The 19,599-nt window shown below is 61.2% G+C and carries 13 protein-coding genes; 7 read left to right on the plus strand and 6 right to left on the minus strand.

Features of this window, described 5'->3' with window-relative positions; all coding sequences use genetic code 11:
• Positions 1–122: 122 nt before the first annotated feature.
• From LPB072_RS12630 to smc, 6 genes are all read right to left on the minus strand, one after another.
• Positions 123–1,061 (minus strand): helix-turn-helix transcriptional regulator, encoded by a 939-nt coding sequence (locus LPB072_RS12630; RefSeq protein ID WP_066090263.1) that lies wholly within the window; start codon positions 1,059–1,061, stop codon positions 123–125.
• Positions 1,058–3,157: a xanthine dehydrogenase family protein molybdopterin-binding subunit gene (locus LPB072_RS12635; RefSeq protein WP_066090266.1), complete on the minus strand. Its 2,100-nt coding sequence runs from the start codon at positions 3,155–3,157 to the stop codon at positions 1,058–1,060. The genes LPB072_RS12630 and LPB072_RS12635 overlap by 4 nt, the downstream gene beginning before the upstream one ends.
• Positions 3,154–3,615, minus strand: a complete 462-nt coding sequence (locus LPB072_RS12640; protein WP_066090269.1) for a (2Fe-2S)-binding protein — start codon at positions 3,613–3,615, stop codon at positions 3,154–3,156. The genes LPB072_RS12635 and LPB072_RS12640 overlap by 4 nt, the downstream gene beginning before the upstream one ends.
• 183 nt (positions 3,616–3,798) lie before the next feature.
• Positions 3,799–5,874, minus strand: a complete 2,076-nt coding sequence (gene ligA / locus LPB072_RS12645; RefSeq protein WP_066090272.1) for an NAD-dependent DNA ligase LigA — start codon at positions 5,872–5,874, stop codon at positions 3,799–3,801.
• Positions 5,875–6,008: 134 nt separating this feature from the next.
• A complete protein-coding gene (locus tag LPB072_RS12650) occupies positions 6,009–7,238 on the minus strand; it encodes a cell division protein ZipA C-terminal FtsZ-binding domain-containing protein (RefSeq protein WP_066090276.1) in 1,230 nt (409 codons plus the stop codon).
• A gap of 31 nt (positions 7,239–7,269) precedes the next feature.
• Complete coding sequence (gene smc / locus LPB072_RS12655; RefSeq protein ID WP_066090279.1) at positions 7,270–10,794, minus strand: chromosome segregation protein SMC; 3,525 nt, start codon at positions 10,792–10,794, stop codon at positions 7,270–7,272.
• A 472-nt stretch (positions 10,795–11,266) separates the two neighbouring features.
• On the opposite strand from smc, the gene LPB072_RS12660 reads away from it, so the two are divergent.
• The 7 genes from LPB072_RS12660 (at position 11,267) to LPB072_RS12690 (ending at position 19,483) form a co-directional block, all read left to right on the plus strand.
• A complete protein-coding gene (locus LPB072_RS12660) occupies positions 11,267–12,034 on the plus strand; it encodes an MHYT domain-containing protein (RefSeq protein WP_066090282.1) in 768 nt (255 codons plus the stop codon).
• Between the two features lie 97 nt (positions 12,035–12,131).
• Positions 12,132–13,349: a succinyldiaminopimelate transaminase gene (gene dapC / locus LPB072_RS12665; RefSeq protein WP_066090285.1), complete on the plus strand. Its 1,218-nt coding sequence runs from the start codon at positions 12,132–12,134 to the stop codon at positions 13,347–13,349.
• 39 nt (positions 13,350–13,388) lie between these two features.
• The gene (gene dapD / locus LPB072_RS12670) at positions 13,389–14,213 is read left to right on the plus strand and encodes a 2,3,4,5-tetrahydropyridine-2,6-dicarboxylate N-succinyltransferase (protein ID WP_066090288.1); all 825 of its coding nucleotides are present in this window, start codon (positions 13,389–13,391) and stop codon (positions 14,211–14,213) included.
• An 83-nt stretch (positions 14,214–14,296) separates the two neighbouring features.
• Complete coding sequence (locus LPB072_RS12675) at positions 14,297–15,457, plus strand: PilT/PilU family type 4a pilus ATPase (RefSeq protein ID WP_066090292.1); 1,161 nt, start codon at positions 14,297–14,299, stop codon at positions 15,455–15,457.
• Positions 15,457–16,632: a succinyl-diaminopimelate desuccinylase gene (dapE, locus tag LPB072_RS12680; RefSeq protein ID WP_066090296.1), complete on the plus strand. Its 1,176-nt coding sequence runs from the start codon at positions 15,457–15,459 to the stop codon at positions 16,630–16,632. Before LPB072_RS12675 ends, dapE begins: the two co-directional genes overlap by 1 nt.
• A 5-nt stretch (positions 16,633–16,637) precedes the next feature.
• Positions 16,638–17,531 (plus strand): 50S ribosomal protein L3 N(5)-glutamine methyltransferase, encoded by an 894-nt coding sequence (gene prmB / locus LPB072_RS12685; RefSeq protein ID WP_066090299.1) that lies wholly within the window; start codon positions 16,638–16,640, stop codon positions 17,529–17,531.
• The gene (locus LPB072_RS12690) at positions 17,528–19,483 is read left to right on the plus strand and encodes an ATP-binding cassette domain-containing protein (protein ID WP_066090303.1); all 1,956 of its coding nucleotides are present in this window, start codon (positions 17,528–17,530) and stop codon (positions 19,481–19,483) included. Before prmB ends, LPB072_RS12690 begins: the two co-directional genes overlap by 4 nt.
• Positions 19,484–19,599 lie beyond the last annotated feature (116 nt).

Raw genomic sequence — 19,599 nt, forward strand, 5'->3', positions numbered from 1 at the left:
GCAACCCCCAGCTATCTCGATGACCATGACTGCTGCAACTTGGCGACACAGGTGCCGCCAGCGAGTCATCGCGCAGCTCGCTGAAGCGGTCGAAAATCAACAAGCCATGGACAGGCCCAACATCAAGGCGCAAGACCCACTGTGAACTCGGCCCGGTACTGCAACGGGGTCAGCGCGGTGTGCCGTTTGAAGTCGCGCCCGAAATGCGCCTGATCTGCGTAGCCACAGGCGTAGCCGATCTGGGCCGGCGACTGTTGAGTGGTGGTGAGGGCCTGGGCTGCGCTGGTGGCCCGTGTCTGTGCGAGCAGGGCGCTGAAGCTGCTTTGTTGTCGGGCCAGAGCGCGTTGCAGGCTGCGCGAGGCCATATTCATCTGCTTGGCCAGCACGGCCACGGTCCAGGGCCGGGCCGGGTCTTGCGAGAGTCGATAGCGCGCAACTTGCAGGCAGTCGGTGGGGTCGGCGTTTCCCTCGGCAGAGTCGGTACCGTCGGGCTCTGGCGCGAGTGGGGTACTGCCAGTCCATGCGAACTCCCAACACCCCAGCTGCTGCGGCCAGGAACAATTTTTCCATTGATGGTTTTGATATCGCCAGCCGCGCTCGCCAGACAGGCGCGCCTTCAAACCCCGAGTTCCCGTCCATTCGAGCAAGCCAATCAAGAGGCCAAGAATCAGCAGGTCTTCGTGTCTGAGTGGAGCGGCGTCGCCGTTCAGTGACAGGTGTTGCAGTTGCATCTGCCTGTCAACATGCTGTTCGATTCGCACCCGGTGGTTCGAGTGCACATAACATTCGAGTCGTTGCCAGCGCGCGATCAGCTCCAACGGATCGCTGGCAAACCGCATGGCTGTCAGCATCGGCTCGTCCGGCGCATCTGCTATGCCTTCACCCAGCCGCACCAGCGCGTGTTCGCCGTGGGCCGCCGCGATGGCGGCCAGCATTTGCCGCTTGTCATACACCGCTATGTGTGCCGCCCGTGGTGCGGCACCGACCGGCATGCTGATGCCCTGGCGCTTCAAGCCAAGCGGTACCAGACGCCGCACTGCGCCAGCCGAAAAATCGCTCATGCGCTGTGCATTTTGAGGTTTTCTGCCACCACTGGAAAACGGCCTACCCTCACCCCGGTCGCATGGCGAATCGCATTGGCGATCGCGCCCGCTGCCGCGACGATCACCGTTTCGCCCGCACCGCCTGGCGGCGAATCGTCCTCAACGAGATGGGTCTGCAAGCGCGGTATCGCGGTCATGCGCGGCATCAGCGCGCGATCAAAGTTCGAGGCGCCAACCATGCGAACGTCAATCGGCAGCTCGTCGGTCAAGACCATTCCCATGCCCCAAATCAAGTTGCCTTCACACTGGGCCTTGACCTGATCCGGGTTGATCACCAGACCACAGTCATGGCTGCAGATCAGGCTCGTCACGTGAACCCGGCCGGTGGCGTCGACCTGAACCTCGGCCACCACCGCAGCATAGCCCGACTCCTTGTACGCACCGCAGGCAATGCCCCGCCCGCTGCGCACATTGTGCGCCTTGGCTGCTGCGGGTGCCTCGCTCCAGGCAGCGGCCTCAGCGGTCTGCTGCAGCACACGAATCAGCCGGGGATCTTTTAAGTGGCGCAAGCGGAACTGCAGGGGGTCTTGTTTCAGAAGGACCGCGCACTCGTCGATTGCAGATTCTTTCGCCAGATGATTCGGCCCGGCGCCCAGGCCACGCCAGGGGCCGGTCAGGATGGGCAGGCGAACCTGATCGAACTCCACCCGTCGCAGCCGCGCCTGGTAAGGTAGATCTGCACCACGCGCCACCCCCATATCGCCGACAAAATCCGCCAGATTCTGCAGCCATGGCGGAAAACCGGCGTTGGTGAAAATGATGTGACCGCTGGCGAAGGCGTGCCACCACTGATCAATGGCACCATCGCGCAGGCTCACGCGGATGCGGTGGCTGGACGCAGGGCGGTGGAAGCCACAGTGCATTTCCTGCGCGCGGGTCCACTGAACCTTCACCGGTTGTTTGGCCGCGCGCGCCAAAACGGCGGCTTCCAGCTCAACTGTGCAGATGGTCTTGCCGCCAAAAGCACCACCCACCCGCATCGCCTGAACCGAAACGTCTTCGGGACTCAAGGCCAGCCGTTTGGAGAGCACATCGCGCGCATAAAACGCATCTTGTGTGCCAGCCCACAGCTGCAAGGCCTTGGCACCCGTGAACTGCGCGACAGCGACGCGCGGTTCCATCGCCAGATGCGCCGCCACCGGCACATCGATGCGCAGATCCACATCCCACTCGGCAACCGGATCCAGTGAATCGCCGTAGACCTCGTGCGACAGGGCGCCGCCAGCCAGACGCCTGTCAATATCGATGGCGATGTTGACCGTCGACTGATCAAAGCTGCCTTCTACGTCCCAGCGAACCGCCAACGCTTCGCTGATGCGGTCAAGCGCACCCGGGGTGGCCGCGAGAACCCCTAAGCCCAGGCTGCGCCCCTGCTCAAAAAGTGGGTCCTCCACAATCCCGATGAAGCCCTTGATACGCCTTGCCGCAGCCGCGTCCCAAGCGCGCGGGCTCGATCTGAGTTCGGACGATGCCGGGGCCCGCAGCACGCGACCGAACGCCATGTCGGACAAACGGATGTCGCTCGCATACAACGGAAGACCCCGCACAATGGCCTCGGCTTGTTCCAGCTTGGGGGTGCTGCCGACGTAGCGCTTTTCTTTTGTGAGACCAGCGCTTGCAGCGCCCCCGAAAGTGCGCAGCTCATTCGCTGGAATGTCGCGTGCAACCAACTCGCCCACCAACTTACCGGCGGCCAGCTCCTCGCGCAATGTGGCGCACGCCTGGGCCAGTGGCAGCGCGAAGTCTTTGATTGATTCGCTTCCCACCGTGGCACGCACGCGCTGGATATGGTTGGTTGTGGGCAGGCGGAGCTGCAAGTCGTCCCAGTCGATGTCGAGCTCTTCGCAGGCGATCTGTTTCAGCGCTGTTGAGATGTTCTGGCCGATTTCCGCGCGCGGAAGAAAAAGATCGTAGTGACCATTGCTGTACCGGATCCAGGCGGATGCGTCTTCGATGGTAGCGACCGGCCGCTTCGGGATTACGGGCAAAGAGCAACCGGATGCGAACAGCACCGTCAAGGCACCGCCTGTGGCGAGAAAGCTGCGGCGCTTCATGACTGCACCCCCGCAGCCCGTGTGACTGCCGCGCGGATGCGCTTCTGTGTGCCGCAACGGCAAAGGTTGCCTGCCAGCGCCGCATCGATCTGTTCTTGCGTCGGTTGCCGGTGTTCGCTCAACAGCGCGACAGTGCTCATGATCTGCCCTGCCTGGCAATAGCCACATTGCGGCACCGCTTCCGTGATCCAGGCCTGCTGTACCGGGTGCAGTTTGCCCGACGGTTCGGCCAGGCCTTCGATAGTGCGAATCTCATGACCTGAGGCTTGGGCAACCGGGAGCACGCAACTGCGTTGCGCCTGGCCATCGAGCAACACCGTGCAAGCACCGCACAGCCCGGCGCCGCAGCCGAATTTGGTGCCCGTCAGTCCGAGCTGTTCGCGAATGAAGAACAGCAGCGATTCTTCCTGCCATAAGGGAGGAACGGGGTGAGACTTTCCGTTGATCGTGAGTTCCATGGCTTTCTCTCCTAGAAAGCACACAGAATGCCGAAGCGGGAGCAGCACGTATTGAACAATCGCGCCAACGACTCAAACCGGATGGTTCTTTGGTCTGACCACTTCAAACACCCGTCCATCAACGAAGGTGCCTCAAATCCGCAGCCTCGGGGAGTCAAGAAGCTTTCATCGACAGCTCAAGCCCTACCCCAACAAGGACAGCATCCCAGCCTCATCCAGGACTGCCAGCCCCAGGTCCTGCGCCTTGGCAAGTTTGCTGCCCGCTTCGGCGCCGGCCACCACGTAATCCGTCTTCTTGCTCACCGAGCCGGCTACCTTGGCGCCTGCCGCCTCCAGCAGATCCTTGGCCTGATCGCGGCTCAGGGTCGGAAAGGTGCCTGTGAGCACAAAGGTCTTGCCCGCCAACGGCTTGGGCGCTTGCGCAGTGGGCTCGCCCTCTTCCCATCGCACCCCACAAGCGCGCAATTGCTCCACCACCTCACGGTTGTGCGGCTGGTCAAAAAAGGTACGCAGGCTTTGCGCCACGATGGGGCCCACATCGTTCACTTCCAGCAATTGCTCTTCGCTGGCGTTCATGATGCTGTCGAGCTGGCCAAAATGGCGGGCCATTTCCTTGGCGGTGGCTTCGCCCACATGGCGAATACCGAGACCAAACAGGAAGCGCGGCAAAGTGGTTTGTTTCGATTTTTCCAGCGCATCCACGATGTTTTGCGCTGATTTCTCGGCCATGCGTTCAAGGCTCACCAAGGCGGTCAATCCCAGCTTGTAGAGATCAGGCAAGGTTTTCACAACGCCTGCGTCCACGAGCTGCTCCACCAACTTGTCGCCCAGGCCTTCAATTTCGACAGCGCGGCGTTGCGCAAAATGAAGAATGGCCTGCTTGCGCTGAGCACCGCAGAACAGCCCGCCGGTGCATCGGTAGTCTGCTTCGCCTTCCTCCCTGACCGCCGCACTGCCGCATACCGGGCAAATATGGGGCATGGTGAAAACGGCTGGATCACCCACCCGCTTGTCCAGCAAAACCGATACCACTTCGGGAATCACATCGCCTGCACGGCGCACGATCACGGTATCGCCCACGCGCACATCCTTTCGGCGCGCTTCGTCTTCGTTGTGCAGTGTGGCGTTGGTCACCGTCACGTTGCCCACAAACACCGGTGCCAGCTTGGCAACGGGTGTGAGCTTGCCCGTGCGGCCAACCTGTATGTCGATGGCAAGCACGGTGGTGAGCTGTTCTTGCGCAGGGTACTTATGAGCCACTGCCCAACGAGGCTCACGCGAGACAAATCCCAGCTGACGCTGCAAGGCCATCGAGTTGATCTTGTAGACCACGCCATCAATGTCGTAAGGCAATTGATCTCTGGTTTTCCCAATGTGCTGATGGAACGCGATCAGTTCATCCGCTCCACGGACAACCCGCGTCTGCTCGGCTACCGGGAACCCCCAGGCCTTCAGCTGCTGGAACATCGCCATGTGGGTTGTGAACGCTGGCCCCCCCTGATCGGAGGGAGTGATGTCACCCAGGCCATAGGCGAAAAAACTCAAGGGGCGTTGGGCCGCGATGCCTGAGTCAAGCTGGCGGACCGCTCCCGCCGCCGCATTGCGCGGGTTCACAAAGGTCTTTTCACCTTTGGCTCCGGCGGCAATCTTGGCGCGTTGCTTTTCATTGAGCGCGTCGAAATCATCGCGCCGCATGTACACCTCACCGCGCACTTCCAGCACGGGTGGCGCATCGGCGGGCAGGCGGAGAGGAATCTGGCCAATGGTGCGGATATTGCTCGTGACGTCTTCGCCTGTTTCACCATCGCCGCGGGTGGCCGCCTGCACCAACACTCCCGCCTCGTAACGCAGACTCATGGCCAGGCCATCGAACTTGAGTTCAGCCACGTATTCCACTGGCCCAGAGGTACTGTCCAATTCCAGCGCGCGGCGAATGCGGTTGTCGAAGTTGACTGCGCCGCTGGGCTCGGTATCGGTTTCGGTGTTGATCGACAGCATGGGCACCACATGGCGCACGGGTGTGAAGCCGGCCAATACGCCGCCGCCCACGCGCTGGGTAGGCGAATCGGGTGACCGCAGTTCGGGGTGTTCGGCCTCCAGCGCCTGCAATGCCCGAAACAGCTTGTCGTATTCGGCATCCGGTATTTCGGGGTCGTCCAGCGTGTAGTAACGGTGGGCGTGGTGGTGCAGTTGGGCGCGCAGCTCGGCCGCACGCTCTGACGGCAAAGGAGCAGAAGAAAAGAGATCGGAAGTGCTCATAGGAAAAAGAACAGTACTGCGCCGCCGAGTACGCCATTCCAGGATGCAGCGAAACCGGCTTTGCCGGGCAGCCAGCATCACCCCCTGGGGATCACACGAAGCGTAGCGGTGGGGTCAGAGCTTCGGGCAGCAGGTCAACTGAACAGCCGTCGCGCCTGAGGTGAACCCGCGGACAGGTCGTGGCTGTCAAGGGCGTCGTAAAGGTTTTCCAGGTCAGACCCGATCACGTCCATGGTGTCGGTGGACAAGGGTTGACCGGCGTCGTCGGTGATCACGCCTTCCATTGATTCGGCCAGCGCCGTGGCGGCTTCGCGCATGCGCACAAACGGTTGCTCACTGCGGGGCACATGGGTGACTTCAAGCGAAAGTGCCACTTCACGCAGCGCACTTTTCTCCGGGTCTTCGGCCATGGCGGCATGGGCGTCAAAACTCAAGCTCAGAATGGGTGCCTGCCCACGTTCGGAACCCGGCAGAACCATGCGCCCTGGCAATGCTCCTGGCACAAAACCGATACGTGCCGCGTGTTGAGCCACGAAACCCGGACTCCAAGCCGAGCGGCGAGCCCGCAACGTAAACCCAAGCTGGGCATCGTGGCCACTCGCAAAGGCGTCCAGTTCGCGCGCACGGGCGACCTCGGCGCGCATATCGGGAAAATCGGTGGCAGCGCCAATGGCGTCGGCAAATGTCTGGGCTTTGGCCACGAATTCCGAGAACTCGATGTCGTTCAGCGCACCAGCACGGTTGGCCAGCTGAACACCCGCTTGCAGCAGGTGGTAGCGCTGCCCCAAACGGGGCACTTCCCACTCGCCATTGAGGTCGCTCAGGCCCTCCACGGCAAACGGCTTGCTGCCGACTCGGCGGGTGGTGGGCAATGCAGCCACGACGGCATCGCCCGAGACGGCACCTTCCGGCTCGATCGGGGTGATCACATCGATCAGCGCGTCGAGTTTGGGCTTGCGATCGGCCGACGCACTGAGCGCCGTTTTCAGCGGCGAAACCGGTTCTCTCATAGTGGCCACCGGCGGCGCTGGTTGCGGGGTGGAAGTCCCGTCAGGCACAGGCTGGCTACCCTGAGAACCGGCATCGCCTTCATCATGAGAGATGGGGGTGTCGGCCACCGCAGCGCCAGAGCCCTCGCCCAGGGGCTCACCCAACACCGGCTCGATGCGTTCTGGAGGCCGGGTATCCACCGCTTCATCCCCAAGCGGGTCAAAACCGCCAGGCTGCCCGTCGGCGGCGGAAGATACCGCGGGATCGCGCGCGGTGCGCGGCTCGTTTTGGCGGGTAACCCAGGTGTTGTAGGCAATGACGCCGGCCAGCACGAGTCCACCGATGATGGCCAGACTTAACTGCAAAGTGCTCATGGGAATGTCGGTGTGTTGGACGGGAAGGGTTTCAAAGTGTTTCCATCATGCCAGTTGCAGACTCCATGTCCACCGCCACGATGCGGGAAACACCTTGCTCTTGCATGGTCACGCCAATCAGTTGTTTCGCCATTTCCATGGCGATCTTGTTGTGACTGATGAACAGAAACTGGGTTCCTTGCTGGCTCATGCTGGTCACGAGCTTGGCGTAACGTTCGGTATTGGCGTCATCCAGTGGAGCGTCCACTTCGTCGAGCAGACAGAACGGGGCCGGGTTCAACTGGAAGATCGCAAACACCAGTGCGATCGCGGTGAGAGCCTTTTCGCCACCAGAGAGCAGGTGAATGGTCTGGTTCTTTTTGCCAGGTGGCTGCGCCAGCACTTGCACACCAGCGTCGAGAATCTCTTCTCCAGTCATCACCAGCTTGGCGTTTCCGCCGCCAAACAGCTCGGGGAACATACGTCCAAAATGGCCGTTGACGGTCTCAAAGGTGCTGCTCAGCAGCTCGCGGGTTTCGGCATCGATCTTCTTGATCGCGTCTTCCAGCGTGGTCATGGCCTCGACCAGATCGGCCGTTTGAGCATCAAGGAACGTCTTGCGCTCGCTCGCTGCCGTGAGTTCGTCCAGGGCCGCGAGGTTCACAGCGCCCAGCGACTGGATCTCGCGGTGGAAACGGTCAATCTCACTTTGCAGACCGGTCAGGCGCACATTGCCCTCAGAGATGCTTTGCGCCACCGCGGCCAGGTCTGCCCCCGCTTCTTCAAGCTGCTGACTGTATTGCTCTACGCCCAATCGGGCAGCCTGCTCTTTCAGCTGGAAATCCGTGATGCGTTGGCGAAGCGGATCCAGCTCGCGCTCCAGCTGCAAGCGGCGCTCGTCGCTTGCGCGCAGCTTGGCGGTCAGATCGTCGTACTGGCTGCGCAGCTCGCCCAGGCCCTGCTCGCGCTCCAGCTTCTTGGCCAAAGCATCTTGCAGGCCAGCTTGAGCTGCGGCATCGTTCAAGCGGGCAAATTCTTCGCTGGCGCGCTGTTCTTCATCCACCAGTGACTTTTCTTGTGACGCAGCGGTTTCAATCGAGCGCTGCAATTCCGCCTGGCGTGCTTGCAGACTGCGCAACGAAAAAGTGGCTTCTTGTGCGGTGCGTTCCAGCGTGCGTTGCTGTTCGCGCGCCTGATTGAGTGCCCGTTCGGCTTCAATCACCTTGTCGTCCAGCTGTGCATGGCGTTCCTGGCTGTCGGCCAACTGCATGTCGAGCTCTTCGAAGCGCGCTTCGGCGGTGACCCTGCGCTCTTGCAGGTCTTCGAGCTGCGCGTCCACCTCGGCCAGATCGGCAGCGATTTGTTCGCTGCGCGCCCGGGTTTGCTCGGCCAGTTGGGTCAGGCGGAGCGCTTCAACCTGCAATTCGTGCGACCGCGAACGGGTTTCAGCGCCCTCTCGGCGTGCGCTTACCAACCGCTGCGACGCCTCCGAGTAGGCCGCTTCGGCGCGTATCAAGGCTGTGCGCGCCTGCTCTGCGATCAGCACCTGCGCTTTGAGTTGCTTGTCGAGGTTCTCGATTTCCTGTGCACGGGCCAACATGCCGGCCTGCTCGCTGTCGGGCGCATAAAAGCTCACGCTGTGGGCCGACACCGCATGGCCACTGGGCACAAAGATCACCTCGCCGGCCTGCAGCTGATCGCGCCTGGCCATGGCTTCTTCGAGGCTGGGCGCCGTCAGACATCCCTGCAGCCAATCCACCATCAGAGCGGACTGTCCAGCATCATTGAGTTTCAGCCAATCGGCCAGGGGTTTCAAGCCCGATGCGCTTTTTGCGGCAGAGGCAGCAGCCGCCGGTGAATGGTAAAAGGCCAGTTTGGCGGGCGGCGCATCGTTGCCAAAGGCGCGAACCATTTCCAGACGAGACACCTCCAGCGCGCCCAGGCGCTCACGCAGTGCCGCCTCCAGGGCGTTCTCCCAGCCCGCTTCGACATGAATGCGGCTCCACAGCCCTTGCAAGCTCTCCAGCCCATGTTTGGCGAGCCAAGGAGCCAGTTTGCCATCGGTCTTGACCTTTTCCTGCAACGCCTTCAATGCATCCAGGCGTGCCGACAAATCCGATTGCCTCGACGACTCGGCGTTCACCGCCTGCTGTGTCGCGCGGCGCTGGTCATCCAGCTCGGGCACGCTGTCTTGCAATTCAGCCAACACCGCTTCGGCCATTTCGGCTGCTTCCTGGGCCGAGACCAAGGCGGCTTGAGCGCTCAGTACGCGCTCTTCATCGGGCGCGGCCAAGGCGTTTCGGTCGGTGCTGAGGCGCTCACGGCGCTGATTGAGCTGGCGGCTTTGCTCTTCGATGTTTCGCTGATCAGAGGCCAGCACCTGAATCTGTTGCTGCACCTGACCCACGCTGTTGCGTTGCTCGTTGGCTGAGGTTTGGGCCTTGCGCAGCGCGTCTTCCAGCGTCGGCAGTGCGTTGCCCTGCTCTTCACCCTGCGCGGCAAGAATCACCGATTGTTCTTCGGCCGCCATCATGGTCTCGGCGATCTGCTCAAGCTCCACTGCAGCGTCCTGGCTGCGGGTGCTCCATGAGCCGATCTGCTCTTTCAGTTGCGCGAGTCGCTGCTCCACCCGCGTACGGCCCTCGACCACAAACCGGATTTCGGCTTCCAGCTTGCCCACCTCGGCGCTCGCTTCATACAGCTTGCCTTGCGCCTGGTTGACCTGATCGCCCGCAGCGTAGTGACTCTGGCGGATGGTTTCCAACTCGGATTCCACGCGCCGCAAATCAGCGGTGCGCGATTCCAGGTCCGTCAGGGCTTGCGCAGCGTTTTGTTTGATCTGGGCCTGGTCCGTGTCGGCCTCCGATCGCTTGAGGAACCACAATTGGTGTTGCTTCAGCGTGGCGCCCGATTGCAGCTCGTTGTATCGCGCAGCAACTGCCGCCTGCTTTTCCAGTTTCTCAAGGTTGGCGTTGAGCTCCCGCAAGATGTCTTCAACCCGGGTGAGGTTCTCGCGCGTGTCGGACAACCGGTTCGCGGTTTCCCGGCGGCGCTCTTTGTACTTCGACACGCCAGCGGCCTCTTCGAGGAACAAGCGCAATTCTTCAGGCTTGCTCTCAATGATGCGGCTGATGGTGCCCTGGCCAATGATGGCGTAAGCGCGTGGGCCCAGGCCGGTGCCGAGGAACACGTCTTGCACGTCGCGACGACGCACTGGCTGGTTGTTGATGTAGTAGCTGCTGTTGCCGTCGCGCGTGAGCACGCGTTTGACGGCAATCTCAAGAAACTGACCCCATTGGCCGCCGGCACGGTGATCGCTGTTGTCGAACACCAGTTCCACACTGGACCGACTGGCCGGCTTGCGGTGGTTGGTGCCGTTAAAAATGACGTCTTGCATGGACTCGCCACGCAACTCCGACGCCTTGGATTCACCCAGCACCCAACGCACGGCATCCATGATGTTGGATTTTCCGCACCCGTTGGGTCCGACCACGCCTACCAGTTGCCCCGGCAACATGAAGTTGGTGGGTTCCGCAAAAGACTTGAAGCCGGAAAGCTTGATCGAGTTGAGACGCACGGAAAATTAAGGCTAACTTGTTGATTTATTTGGGAATTCCACCCGCCACCTGCCCAGCAAGCAAGCGGACATGATACCTTGACCCGAAGCCTGCTCAGCTTGAGCACAAGCGGCCAACAGGGCTACTGCAGCCCCGCGGCAAAAACACCACCTTGCACCGCTTCAAAGGAGCCGAAAGCCTCTGGTGCAAAGACAGCACCCGTGACGCAGGTCTTTCCCGAATGGACACGCTTCTGGCGCGCGACGGCTGCCCGTTCCCGCGCCGTGCTTCAGAAAGTTGGAACTTGATCACAGCTTGTACCGCTCACCCCCTCACAGGGGCCGCTGATCAAGATTGCACACGAGCCTCATCCGCGAGGGCACGCCACTTCGCTACAGTGACCTGCAACAACGCCGCCGGTCCACACGCCCAACAGCGAACTCTGGATGCCGGCCACCCGTCCTGAAACCCTCGCTGCACAGCCCACAACCCATGAATCCGATCGTCACAACTTCCATCGACCCGCTTCTCGCAACTTTGTCTTTCGCTTTCGCAGTCATCGGTTCATTTATTGCCCTGAGCGCGGCTTCGCGCATCCGTGAAGCCCGCGGGCGCCTGAACTTTGGCAACATCGTGGTTGCAGGTGTTGCTCTGGGTGGCATTGGCGTGTGGTCCATGCACTTTGTTGGCATGCTGGCTTTGAAAATGGACACGGCCAGCAGCTATGCCGTCGTTGAAACCCTGGCATCCCTTGTCGCTGCGATTGTGGCCACCTCTCTGACCGTGCGCTACGCAGCCAAGGCGCCCGAACAACTCAGCCGACTGCTGGCTGCGGGCGTGTTTCTGGGTATGAGCGTGGTGGTGATGCACTACCTGGGCATGTACGGCTTGAAAATCAATGGCTACATCCAGTGGAACTACGGCCTGGTGGCGTTATCGATCGCCATCGCAGTCGTGGCGGCAACGGTTGCGCTTTGGCTGGCATTCAACAGCAGCACCATTGGCAAACGACTGGCCGCTGCTGTGATCATGGGCGTTGCGGTTTGTGCCATGCACTACACCGGCATGCTTGCCGCCGAGTTCATCTGCACCACAGACAATCGCAACGCTATCCCCCAGGGTTTTGGCTTCTTTCCTGCATTCGAGCTGCCAGCGTTGGTGATTGTTTCGGCGGTCACCATGGGCATCATTCTTTCGATTCAGCAATGGTTCCAGGCCATCAGTGCCAAACCCATGGCAGCCAAACTGTCGAGAAACTAGCAGCGCAAAACAGCCAAGGCACCCCCAGCCATCCTGCTGGTGAACCAAAGCGCGCACCGACAAGATTGGGCAATGTGCGGCCTAGGATAATGTCGGGATGAATCCGAATTTATCCCTGCTAAAGCCCTACCCTTTCGAGCGGCTGCGCCTTCTGTTTGGCAACGTTTCGCCCAATCCTGAGTTGCGACCCATCAGCTTGGGCATCGGCGAACCCAAACACCCCACCCCTGACTTTCTCAAACGGGCGCTGGCCGGCGATCTTGACAGTGGCCTTGCGGCTTACCCGGCCACCGGGGGAAAGCCCGAGCTCCGTGAAGCTTGCGCAGCATGGCTGCACCGCCGCTATGGCGTCTCGCTGAACCCAGGCACAGAAATCTTGCCGGTGAATGGCTCGCGCGAGGCCTTGTTTTCATTTGCCCAGACGGTGATTGACCCGACACGGCCCGGGGCCACTGTTGTCTTCCCCAATCCGTTCTATCAAATCTACGAAGGGGCAGCCCTGCTCGGTGGCGCGCGGCCTCACTATGTGGCCAGTGACCCGAGCAGAAACTTCGCACCCAGTTGGGAGAGCGTCCCGGAGGCGGTCTGGGCCAACACCCAACTGTTGTTTGTGTGCTCGCCTGGCAACCCTACCGGCGCTGTGATGCCGCTCGAAGAGTGGCAAAAGTTGTTTGAGTTGAGCGACCGCCACGGATTCGTGATCGCGTCTGACGAGTGCTACAGCGAGATCTATTTCCGGGATGAACCACCACTGGGCGGACTGGAAGCCGCCTCGAAGCTGGGTCGAACAGATTTCAAAAACCTCGTGGCATTCACGAGCCTTTCCAAACGCAGCAATGTTCCGGGCCTGCGCAGCGGTTTTGTCGCCGGCGACGCCAAGTGGATCAAGCCATTCCTGCTCTACCGCACCTACCACGGCGGCGCCATGAGCCCCGCGGTTCAGACCGCCAGCGCGGCGGCCTGGGCCGATGAAGACCACGTCATCGAAAACCGCCGCATGTACCGCGAGAAATTTGCGCAAGTCACGCCTGTATTGGCCAGGGTGATGGATGTGGCGTTGCCTGACGCGGCGTTTTACCTGTGGGCTGGCGTGCCGAAGCAATTTGCCGGGAACGCCAATGGCCTGAGTGCCGATGAGGCCTTCGCGCAGGCTCTGCTGACTCAATACAATGTGACAGTTCTGCCTGGCAGCTATCTGGCGCGCGAGGTCGACGGATTCAACCCCGGCGCTGGACGCGTTCGCATGGCCCTGGTGGCAGAAACCGCAGAATGCCTGGAAGCGGCCGAGCGCATTGCCCGCTTTTGCCAGCCCTGAAACCGGCACCCTTCAAATCACTACCCGAAGTTACTCAAGATGACCCAACAACTGCAAACCCTGATCGACACCGCCTGGGACAACCGCGCCGACCTTTCGCCCGCCTCCGCTCCCAAAGAGGTAATGGACGCGGTCGAACACGTCATCTCGGAACTCAATACAGGCAAGCTGCGCGTCGCCACCCGTGAAGCCGTGGGCCAATGGACTGTCCACCAGTGGATCAAGAAGGCCGTGTTGTTGTCGTTTCGCCTGAAAGACAACGTGGTGATGAAAAGCGGCGACCTGGCGTTCTTTGACAAGGTCCAGACCAAATTTGCCAACCTGTCCGAGGCTGAAATGAAGGCCACTGGCGTGCGCGTGGTGCCACCTGCAGTGGCTCGCCGAGGAAGCTTTATTGCCAAAGGCGCGATCTTGATGCCGAGCTACGTCAACATTGGCGCCTATGTCGACGAAGGCACCATGGTGGACACTTGGGCCACCGTCGGCTCTTGCGCCCAGATCGGCAAAAATGTGCACCTCTCGGGTGGCGTGGGCATCGGTGGCGTGCTGGAGCCGCTTCAGGCAGGCCCCACCATCATTGAAGACAACTGCTTCATCGGCGCGCGCTCAGAGGTGGTTGAAGGCGTGGTGGTCGAAGAAAATTCGGTTATTTCCATGGGCGTTTACATCGGCCAGAGCACCCCAATTTACGACCGCGAAACCGATACGGTCAGCTATGGCCGTATTCCCGCCGGCTCGGTGGTGATCAGCGGCAGCCTGCCCAAGCCCGGCGGCAAGTACAGCACCTATGCTGCCATCATCATGAAGAAGGTGGACGCCCAGACCCGCTCCAAGACCAGCTTGAACGATTTGTTGCGGGATTGATTTCGCCCCTCCGTGCCTCACATGGCCCCTCGAGGGATTGCACGGGCGGCTTGGTTTGACTAACGGTTTCTAAGAGGTTCAACATGGCCAGTGGAACGATGGAGCGCATCTTGCGCTTGATGGCAGAGAAAAAAGCGTCTGACGTGTATTTGTCGGCCCATGCGCCGGCCATGATCAAGATCAATGGCCAGACGCTGCCGGTCAACAGCCAGGTTTTGCCGCCTGATGCCCCACTGAATCTGATCTCTGAAATCGTGCCTCCTCACCGCGTTGAGGAGTTGAACGAGACAGGTGAACTCAACATGGCGGTGGCCCTGGAAGGTGTAGGCAATTTCCGTCTGAGCGCCATGCGCCAGCGTGGCAGTTACGCCGCCGTGCTGCGCTTCGTGCCTTCCGATGTGCCCTCGCTGGAATCCCTCAACGTTTCGCCCATCCTGAGTGACCTCGTGATGGAAAAGCGCGGCTTGATTCTGATGGTGGGTGCCACGGGTGCGGGAAAATCCACCACGCTGGCATCCATGCTGGACTTGCGCAACGAGCAGGCCAGCGGCCACATACTGACCATTGAAGATCCGATCGAATACGTCTTCCGGAACAAAAAATCGGTGGTTAACCAGCGCGAGGTGGGGCCCGACACCGTGTCGCTGCAAGTGGGGCTAAAGAACGCCCTGCGCCAGGCACCCGATGTGATCATGATCGGTGAAATTCGCGATCGTGAGACCATGTCTGCGGCCATAGCCTACGCACAGTCGGGCCACCTTTGCATGGCCACGCTGCACGCCAACAACAGCTACCAGGCGCTCAACCGCATTCTCAGTTTTTTCCCTGTCGAAGTCAGGCCCACCATGCTGGGCGATCTGGCCGCTGCCCTGCGCGCGGTGGTGTCACAGCGCCTCCTGCGAACCCACACAGGCGGACGCGTGCCGGCCATGGAGGTGTTGCTCAACACCGCCTTGATCAAAGACCTGATTCAGAAAGCCGACTTCTCTGCAATCCGTGAAGCCATGGAGAAATCCACCGCCGTAGGGTCCCAGAGCTTCGAGCAAGATCTCGCACGGCTCATTCGGGATGGCATCGTTTCGCGCAACGAAGGCCTGCTCCATGCCGATTCACCCAACAACCTGCTCTGGCGTCTGCAAAACGACTTCCACGGTACTGCGGCGCACACAGAATCGGCCCCAGTCGAAGAAGAGCAGGACGACGCCCCTTCTTTCACTGAATTCACGCTGGACGTGAAATACTGATGAGCTCCGCCACCCTGCGTCTGACCGAAGAACTGATTGCCCGCCCCTCCGTCACCCCTCTCGACGAGGGCTGCCAATCACTGATCTCTGGCCGTTTGCAGGCGCTGGGCTTCACTTGCGAAACCATGATCAGTGGCCCCGCTGACGCACGGGTCACCAACCTGTGGGCACGGTTGGGTACTGGCAAGAACCCCACGTTGGTGTTCGCCGGCCACACCGATGTGGTGCCCACTGGCCCGATCGGGTCATGGGCCAGCGATCCCTTCGTGCCCAGCCACCGCGATGGCAAGTTGTATGGCCGAGGTGCCAGCGACATGAAAGCTTCGCTGGCAGCCATGGTTGTGGCTTGTGAGGAATTTGTAGCGACAAATGCCAAACCTGCCATCGACATCGCGTTTCTGATCACCAGCGATGAAGAAGGCCCGGCCACCGACGGCACCGTGGTCGTATGCCGCGAAATCACAAAGCGCAAAGAACGCCTGGACTGGTGCATCGTCGGCGAACCCACCTCGGTCGAGCGCACCGGCGACATGATCAAAAACGGCCGCCGCGGCTCCATGAGCGGCAAGCTCACGGTCAAGGGCGTTCAAGGCCACATCGCCTATCCCCACCTGGCCAAAAACCCGATCCACATGGCCGCGCCCGCCCTGGCGGCGTTGGCCACCGAGGTCTGGGACCAGGGCAACGCCTATTTCCCGCCCACCAGTTGGCAGATCAGCAACATCCACGGTGGAACAGGTGCAAGCAACGTGATCCCGGGTACCGTGGTGATCGATTTCAACTTCCGCTTCTGCACCGAGTCCAGTCCGGCATCGCTGCAAGAGCGCGTGGCCGCGATCCTCAAGGCCAACGGGCTGGCAGCGGAGGCCGATTACGACCTCACCTGGAACATCAGCGGCCTGCCCTTTCTCACCCCGCCCGGCACGCTGGTGGACGCCGTGCGCGATGCCATTCAAAGCGAAACTGGCATAGCAACCCAGCTCTCCACCACCGGCGGCACCAGCGACGGGCGCTTCATCGCCCAGATCTGCCCGCAGGTCATCGAGCTCGGCCCGCCCAACGCCACCATCCACAAAATCGACGAGTTCGTGGCGCTGGCCGACATCGAACCGCTGAAAAACATCTACCGCCGCGTGCTGGAAAACCTGTCCCAACAGGCCAGAGCCAACGGCTGACAACCATGACCCTGCAAGAACTTCTGGCCCAGGCCACCAAACGCCTGGCGGCCGCGCCATTGGCCTATGGTCACGGCACCACCAATGCCCACGACGAAGCCGCCTGGCTGATGCTCTGGCAACTGGGAATGCCACTCGACAGCGACCTGGATGCATTGGCTTCGCAAGCCGTGACGCCCGAACAAACCAGTGCGGTCGACGCCCTGATCAATCGTCGCATTGAGACCCGCCAGCCAGCGGCCTATTTGACGAATGAAGCCTGGCTGCAAGGCGTGCCGTTTTACATCGACGAGCGATCCATCGTGCCCCGCAGCTTCATCGCCGAATTGATCGCCGATGGTGATTTCGACGAATGGCTGAGCGACACCACCCATCAAGTGCTCGACCTGTGCACCGGCAACGGCAGCCTGGCCGTGCTGACCGCCATGGCCTGGCCCGATGTGCTTGTGACCGGGGCCGACCTGTCCCCCGACGCGTTGGCCGTGGCCCGCATCAATGTCGACAAACACAAGCTGCAAGACCGCATCACACTGATCGAGTCTGATGGTCTGAACAACTGCCCTGGCCCCTACGACCTCATCGTCTGCAACCCGCCCTACGTCAACGCCACCAGCATGGGCGCCCTGCCCGCTGAATACCTGGCCGAGCCCGAAATGGCGCTCGCCGGTGGCAGCGATGGCATGGATTTCATCCGCAACTTGCTGCGCGATGCGCCCAGCCGGATGTCGCCCGACGGCGTGCTCGTGCTGGAAATCGGCAACGAGCGCCCGTTTTTTGAAGCCGCCTTTCCTCAGCTTGAAGCCGTGTGGCTCACCACCAGCGCAGGCGACGACCAAGTGTTGTTGCTGACCGCAGAATCCCTTTTGGTGCAATCCGCGCCGGATGCACCTGCCAAATGATCACAGTAAAAAACATCGTTCTCCGACGCGGCGCCAAAGTGCTGCTCGACAAAGCCTCCGTCACCCTGAACCCGGGCGAAAAAATTGGTCTCGTTGGCCGCAACGGCGCGGGCAAATCCAGCCTGTTCCGCCTGCTCGACCGCACCCTGCACGAAGACGGGGGCGATTTTTACATTCCGCCCCAATGGCGCATGGCGCAGGTGGCGCAGGACATGCCCGAGACCGACATGCCCGCCACGCAATACGTGGTTGAAGGCGACGTGACCCTGCTTGCCGCCCAGCAAGAAGTGGAAGCCGCTGAAGCCACCGATGACGGCGAACGCATGGGCAACGCCTACATGGCACTGCACGATGCTGGCGCCCACGATGCGCCTGCCCGCGCCCAGTCCTTGATCCTCGGCCTGGGTTTCCGCATGGATGAGCTTGAGCGCCCGGTCGACAGTTTCTCCGGCGGCTGGCGCATGCGCCTGCAATTGGCGCGCGCGCTGATGTGTCCCAGCGAACTGCTGCTGCTCGACGAACCCACCAACCACTTGGACCTGGATGCCCTCGTCTGGCTCGAAGCCTGGCTGCAGCGCTACCAGGGCACCATGCTCGTCATCAGCCACGATCGGGAATTTCTCGACGCGGTGACCGACGTGACCGTGCACATCGAGCGCGCCCAGTTGATGCGCTACGGCGGCAACTACAGCAAGTTTGAAGACATGCGCGCCGAAAAAATGGCGCTGCAGGCCACCGCCTTCTCCAAGCAGCAAGACAAGATGGCGCACTTGCAGAAGTTCATCGACCGCTTCAAGGCCAAGGCCAGCAAAGCCAAGCAGGCGCAAAGCCGGGTCAAGGCGCTGGAGCGCATGGAAAAGATCGGCCCGGTGTTGGCCGAGGCCGATTTCACCTTTGAATTCACCGAGCCGTTGAACCTGCCCAACCCGATGCTGGCCATGCAGGACGTTGATTTCGGCTACCCGCCCTTGGAAGAAGGCGGCGAGCCGGTCACCATCGTGCGAGGTGTCAGCCGCTCGGTGCTGGCCGGGCAGCGCATCGGCATCTTGGGCGCCAACGGTCAGGGCAAATCGACCGTGGTGAAAACCATTGCCCGCGATTTGAATGCCCTGGCAGGTGAAGTGACCGAAGGCCGTGGCCTCAACATCGGCTACTTCGCGCAGCAAGAACTCGATGTGCTGCGCCCCACCGACACGCCGCTGGAGCACATGATCCGACTGGTCAAGGAGTGCACGGAACAAGGCCGCCTGCAAGGTCAGTCCACGCGCGAGCAAGACCTGCGCAGCTTCCTGGGTGGTTTCAACTTCACCGGCGATCAAGTCAAACAAGCCGTGGGCAGCATGAGCGGTGGCGAAAAGGCCCGCTTGGTGCTGTGCATGATCGTCTGGCAGCGCCCGAATCTGCTGCTGCTCGATGAGCCCACCAACCACCTGGATCTCGCCACCCGCGAAGCCCTGTCGATGGCGCTCAACGAGTTCGAAGGCACCGTCATGCTGGTCAGCCACGACCGCTCATTGCTGCGCGCCGTGGCTGACGAATTCTGGCTGGTCTCGCGCGGCGGCATTGCGCCGTTCGACGGCGATCTGGACGACTACCAGCGTTACCTGCTGGAAGTGGCCAAAGAATCGCGCGAAGCGCAAAAGCGCGAGCAGCGCGATCAACAAAAGGTCCCTGCCGCTGCGCCGGTTGCCGCGAAGCCTGATGCCAAACAGCGCAGCCAGAATGCCGAGCAGCTCAAGCCTTTGAAAAAATCGCTGGAGCAAGCCGACAAAAAGCTGTCCGACCTGAACGCTGAGAAAACAAATCTGGAAACCAGCCTGTTGAACGAAGCCGCGCCGGCCAGGCTCGCCGAAGCGGGCCGCCAGCTGAAAACCTTGGGCGAAAAGATCGAAGCGCTGGAAGCCGAGTGGCTGGATCTCACCGAAAAAATTGAAGCAGCCAGCACGGAATAAACAGGGCAACGTTGACCGCTGGGCCCCGATGCATTCACAACAACGGGGTGATAACCTGCACAGGCAGCAGCAGTTTGGCGCCCTGAAACCCGGGCAACCACCGCATTCCGGCTACA

Origin of the sequence: Hydrogenophaga crassostreae, from assembly GCF_001761385.1 — a bacterium.
In the GTDB taxonomy this organism is placed as follows: Bacteria; Pseudomonadota; Gammaproteobacteria; order Burkholderiales; family Burkholderiaceae_C; genus Hydrogenophaga; species Hydrogenophaga crassostreae.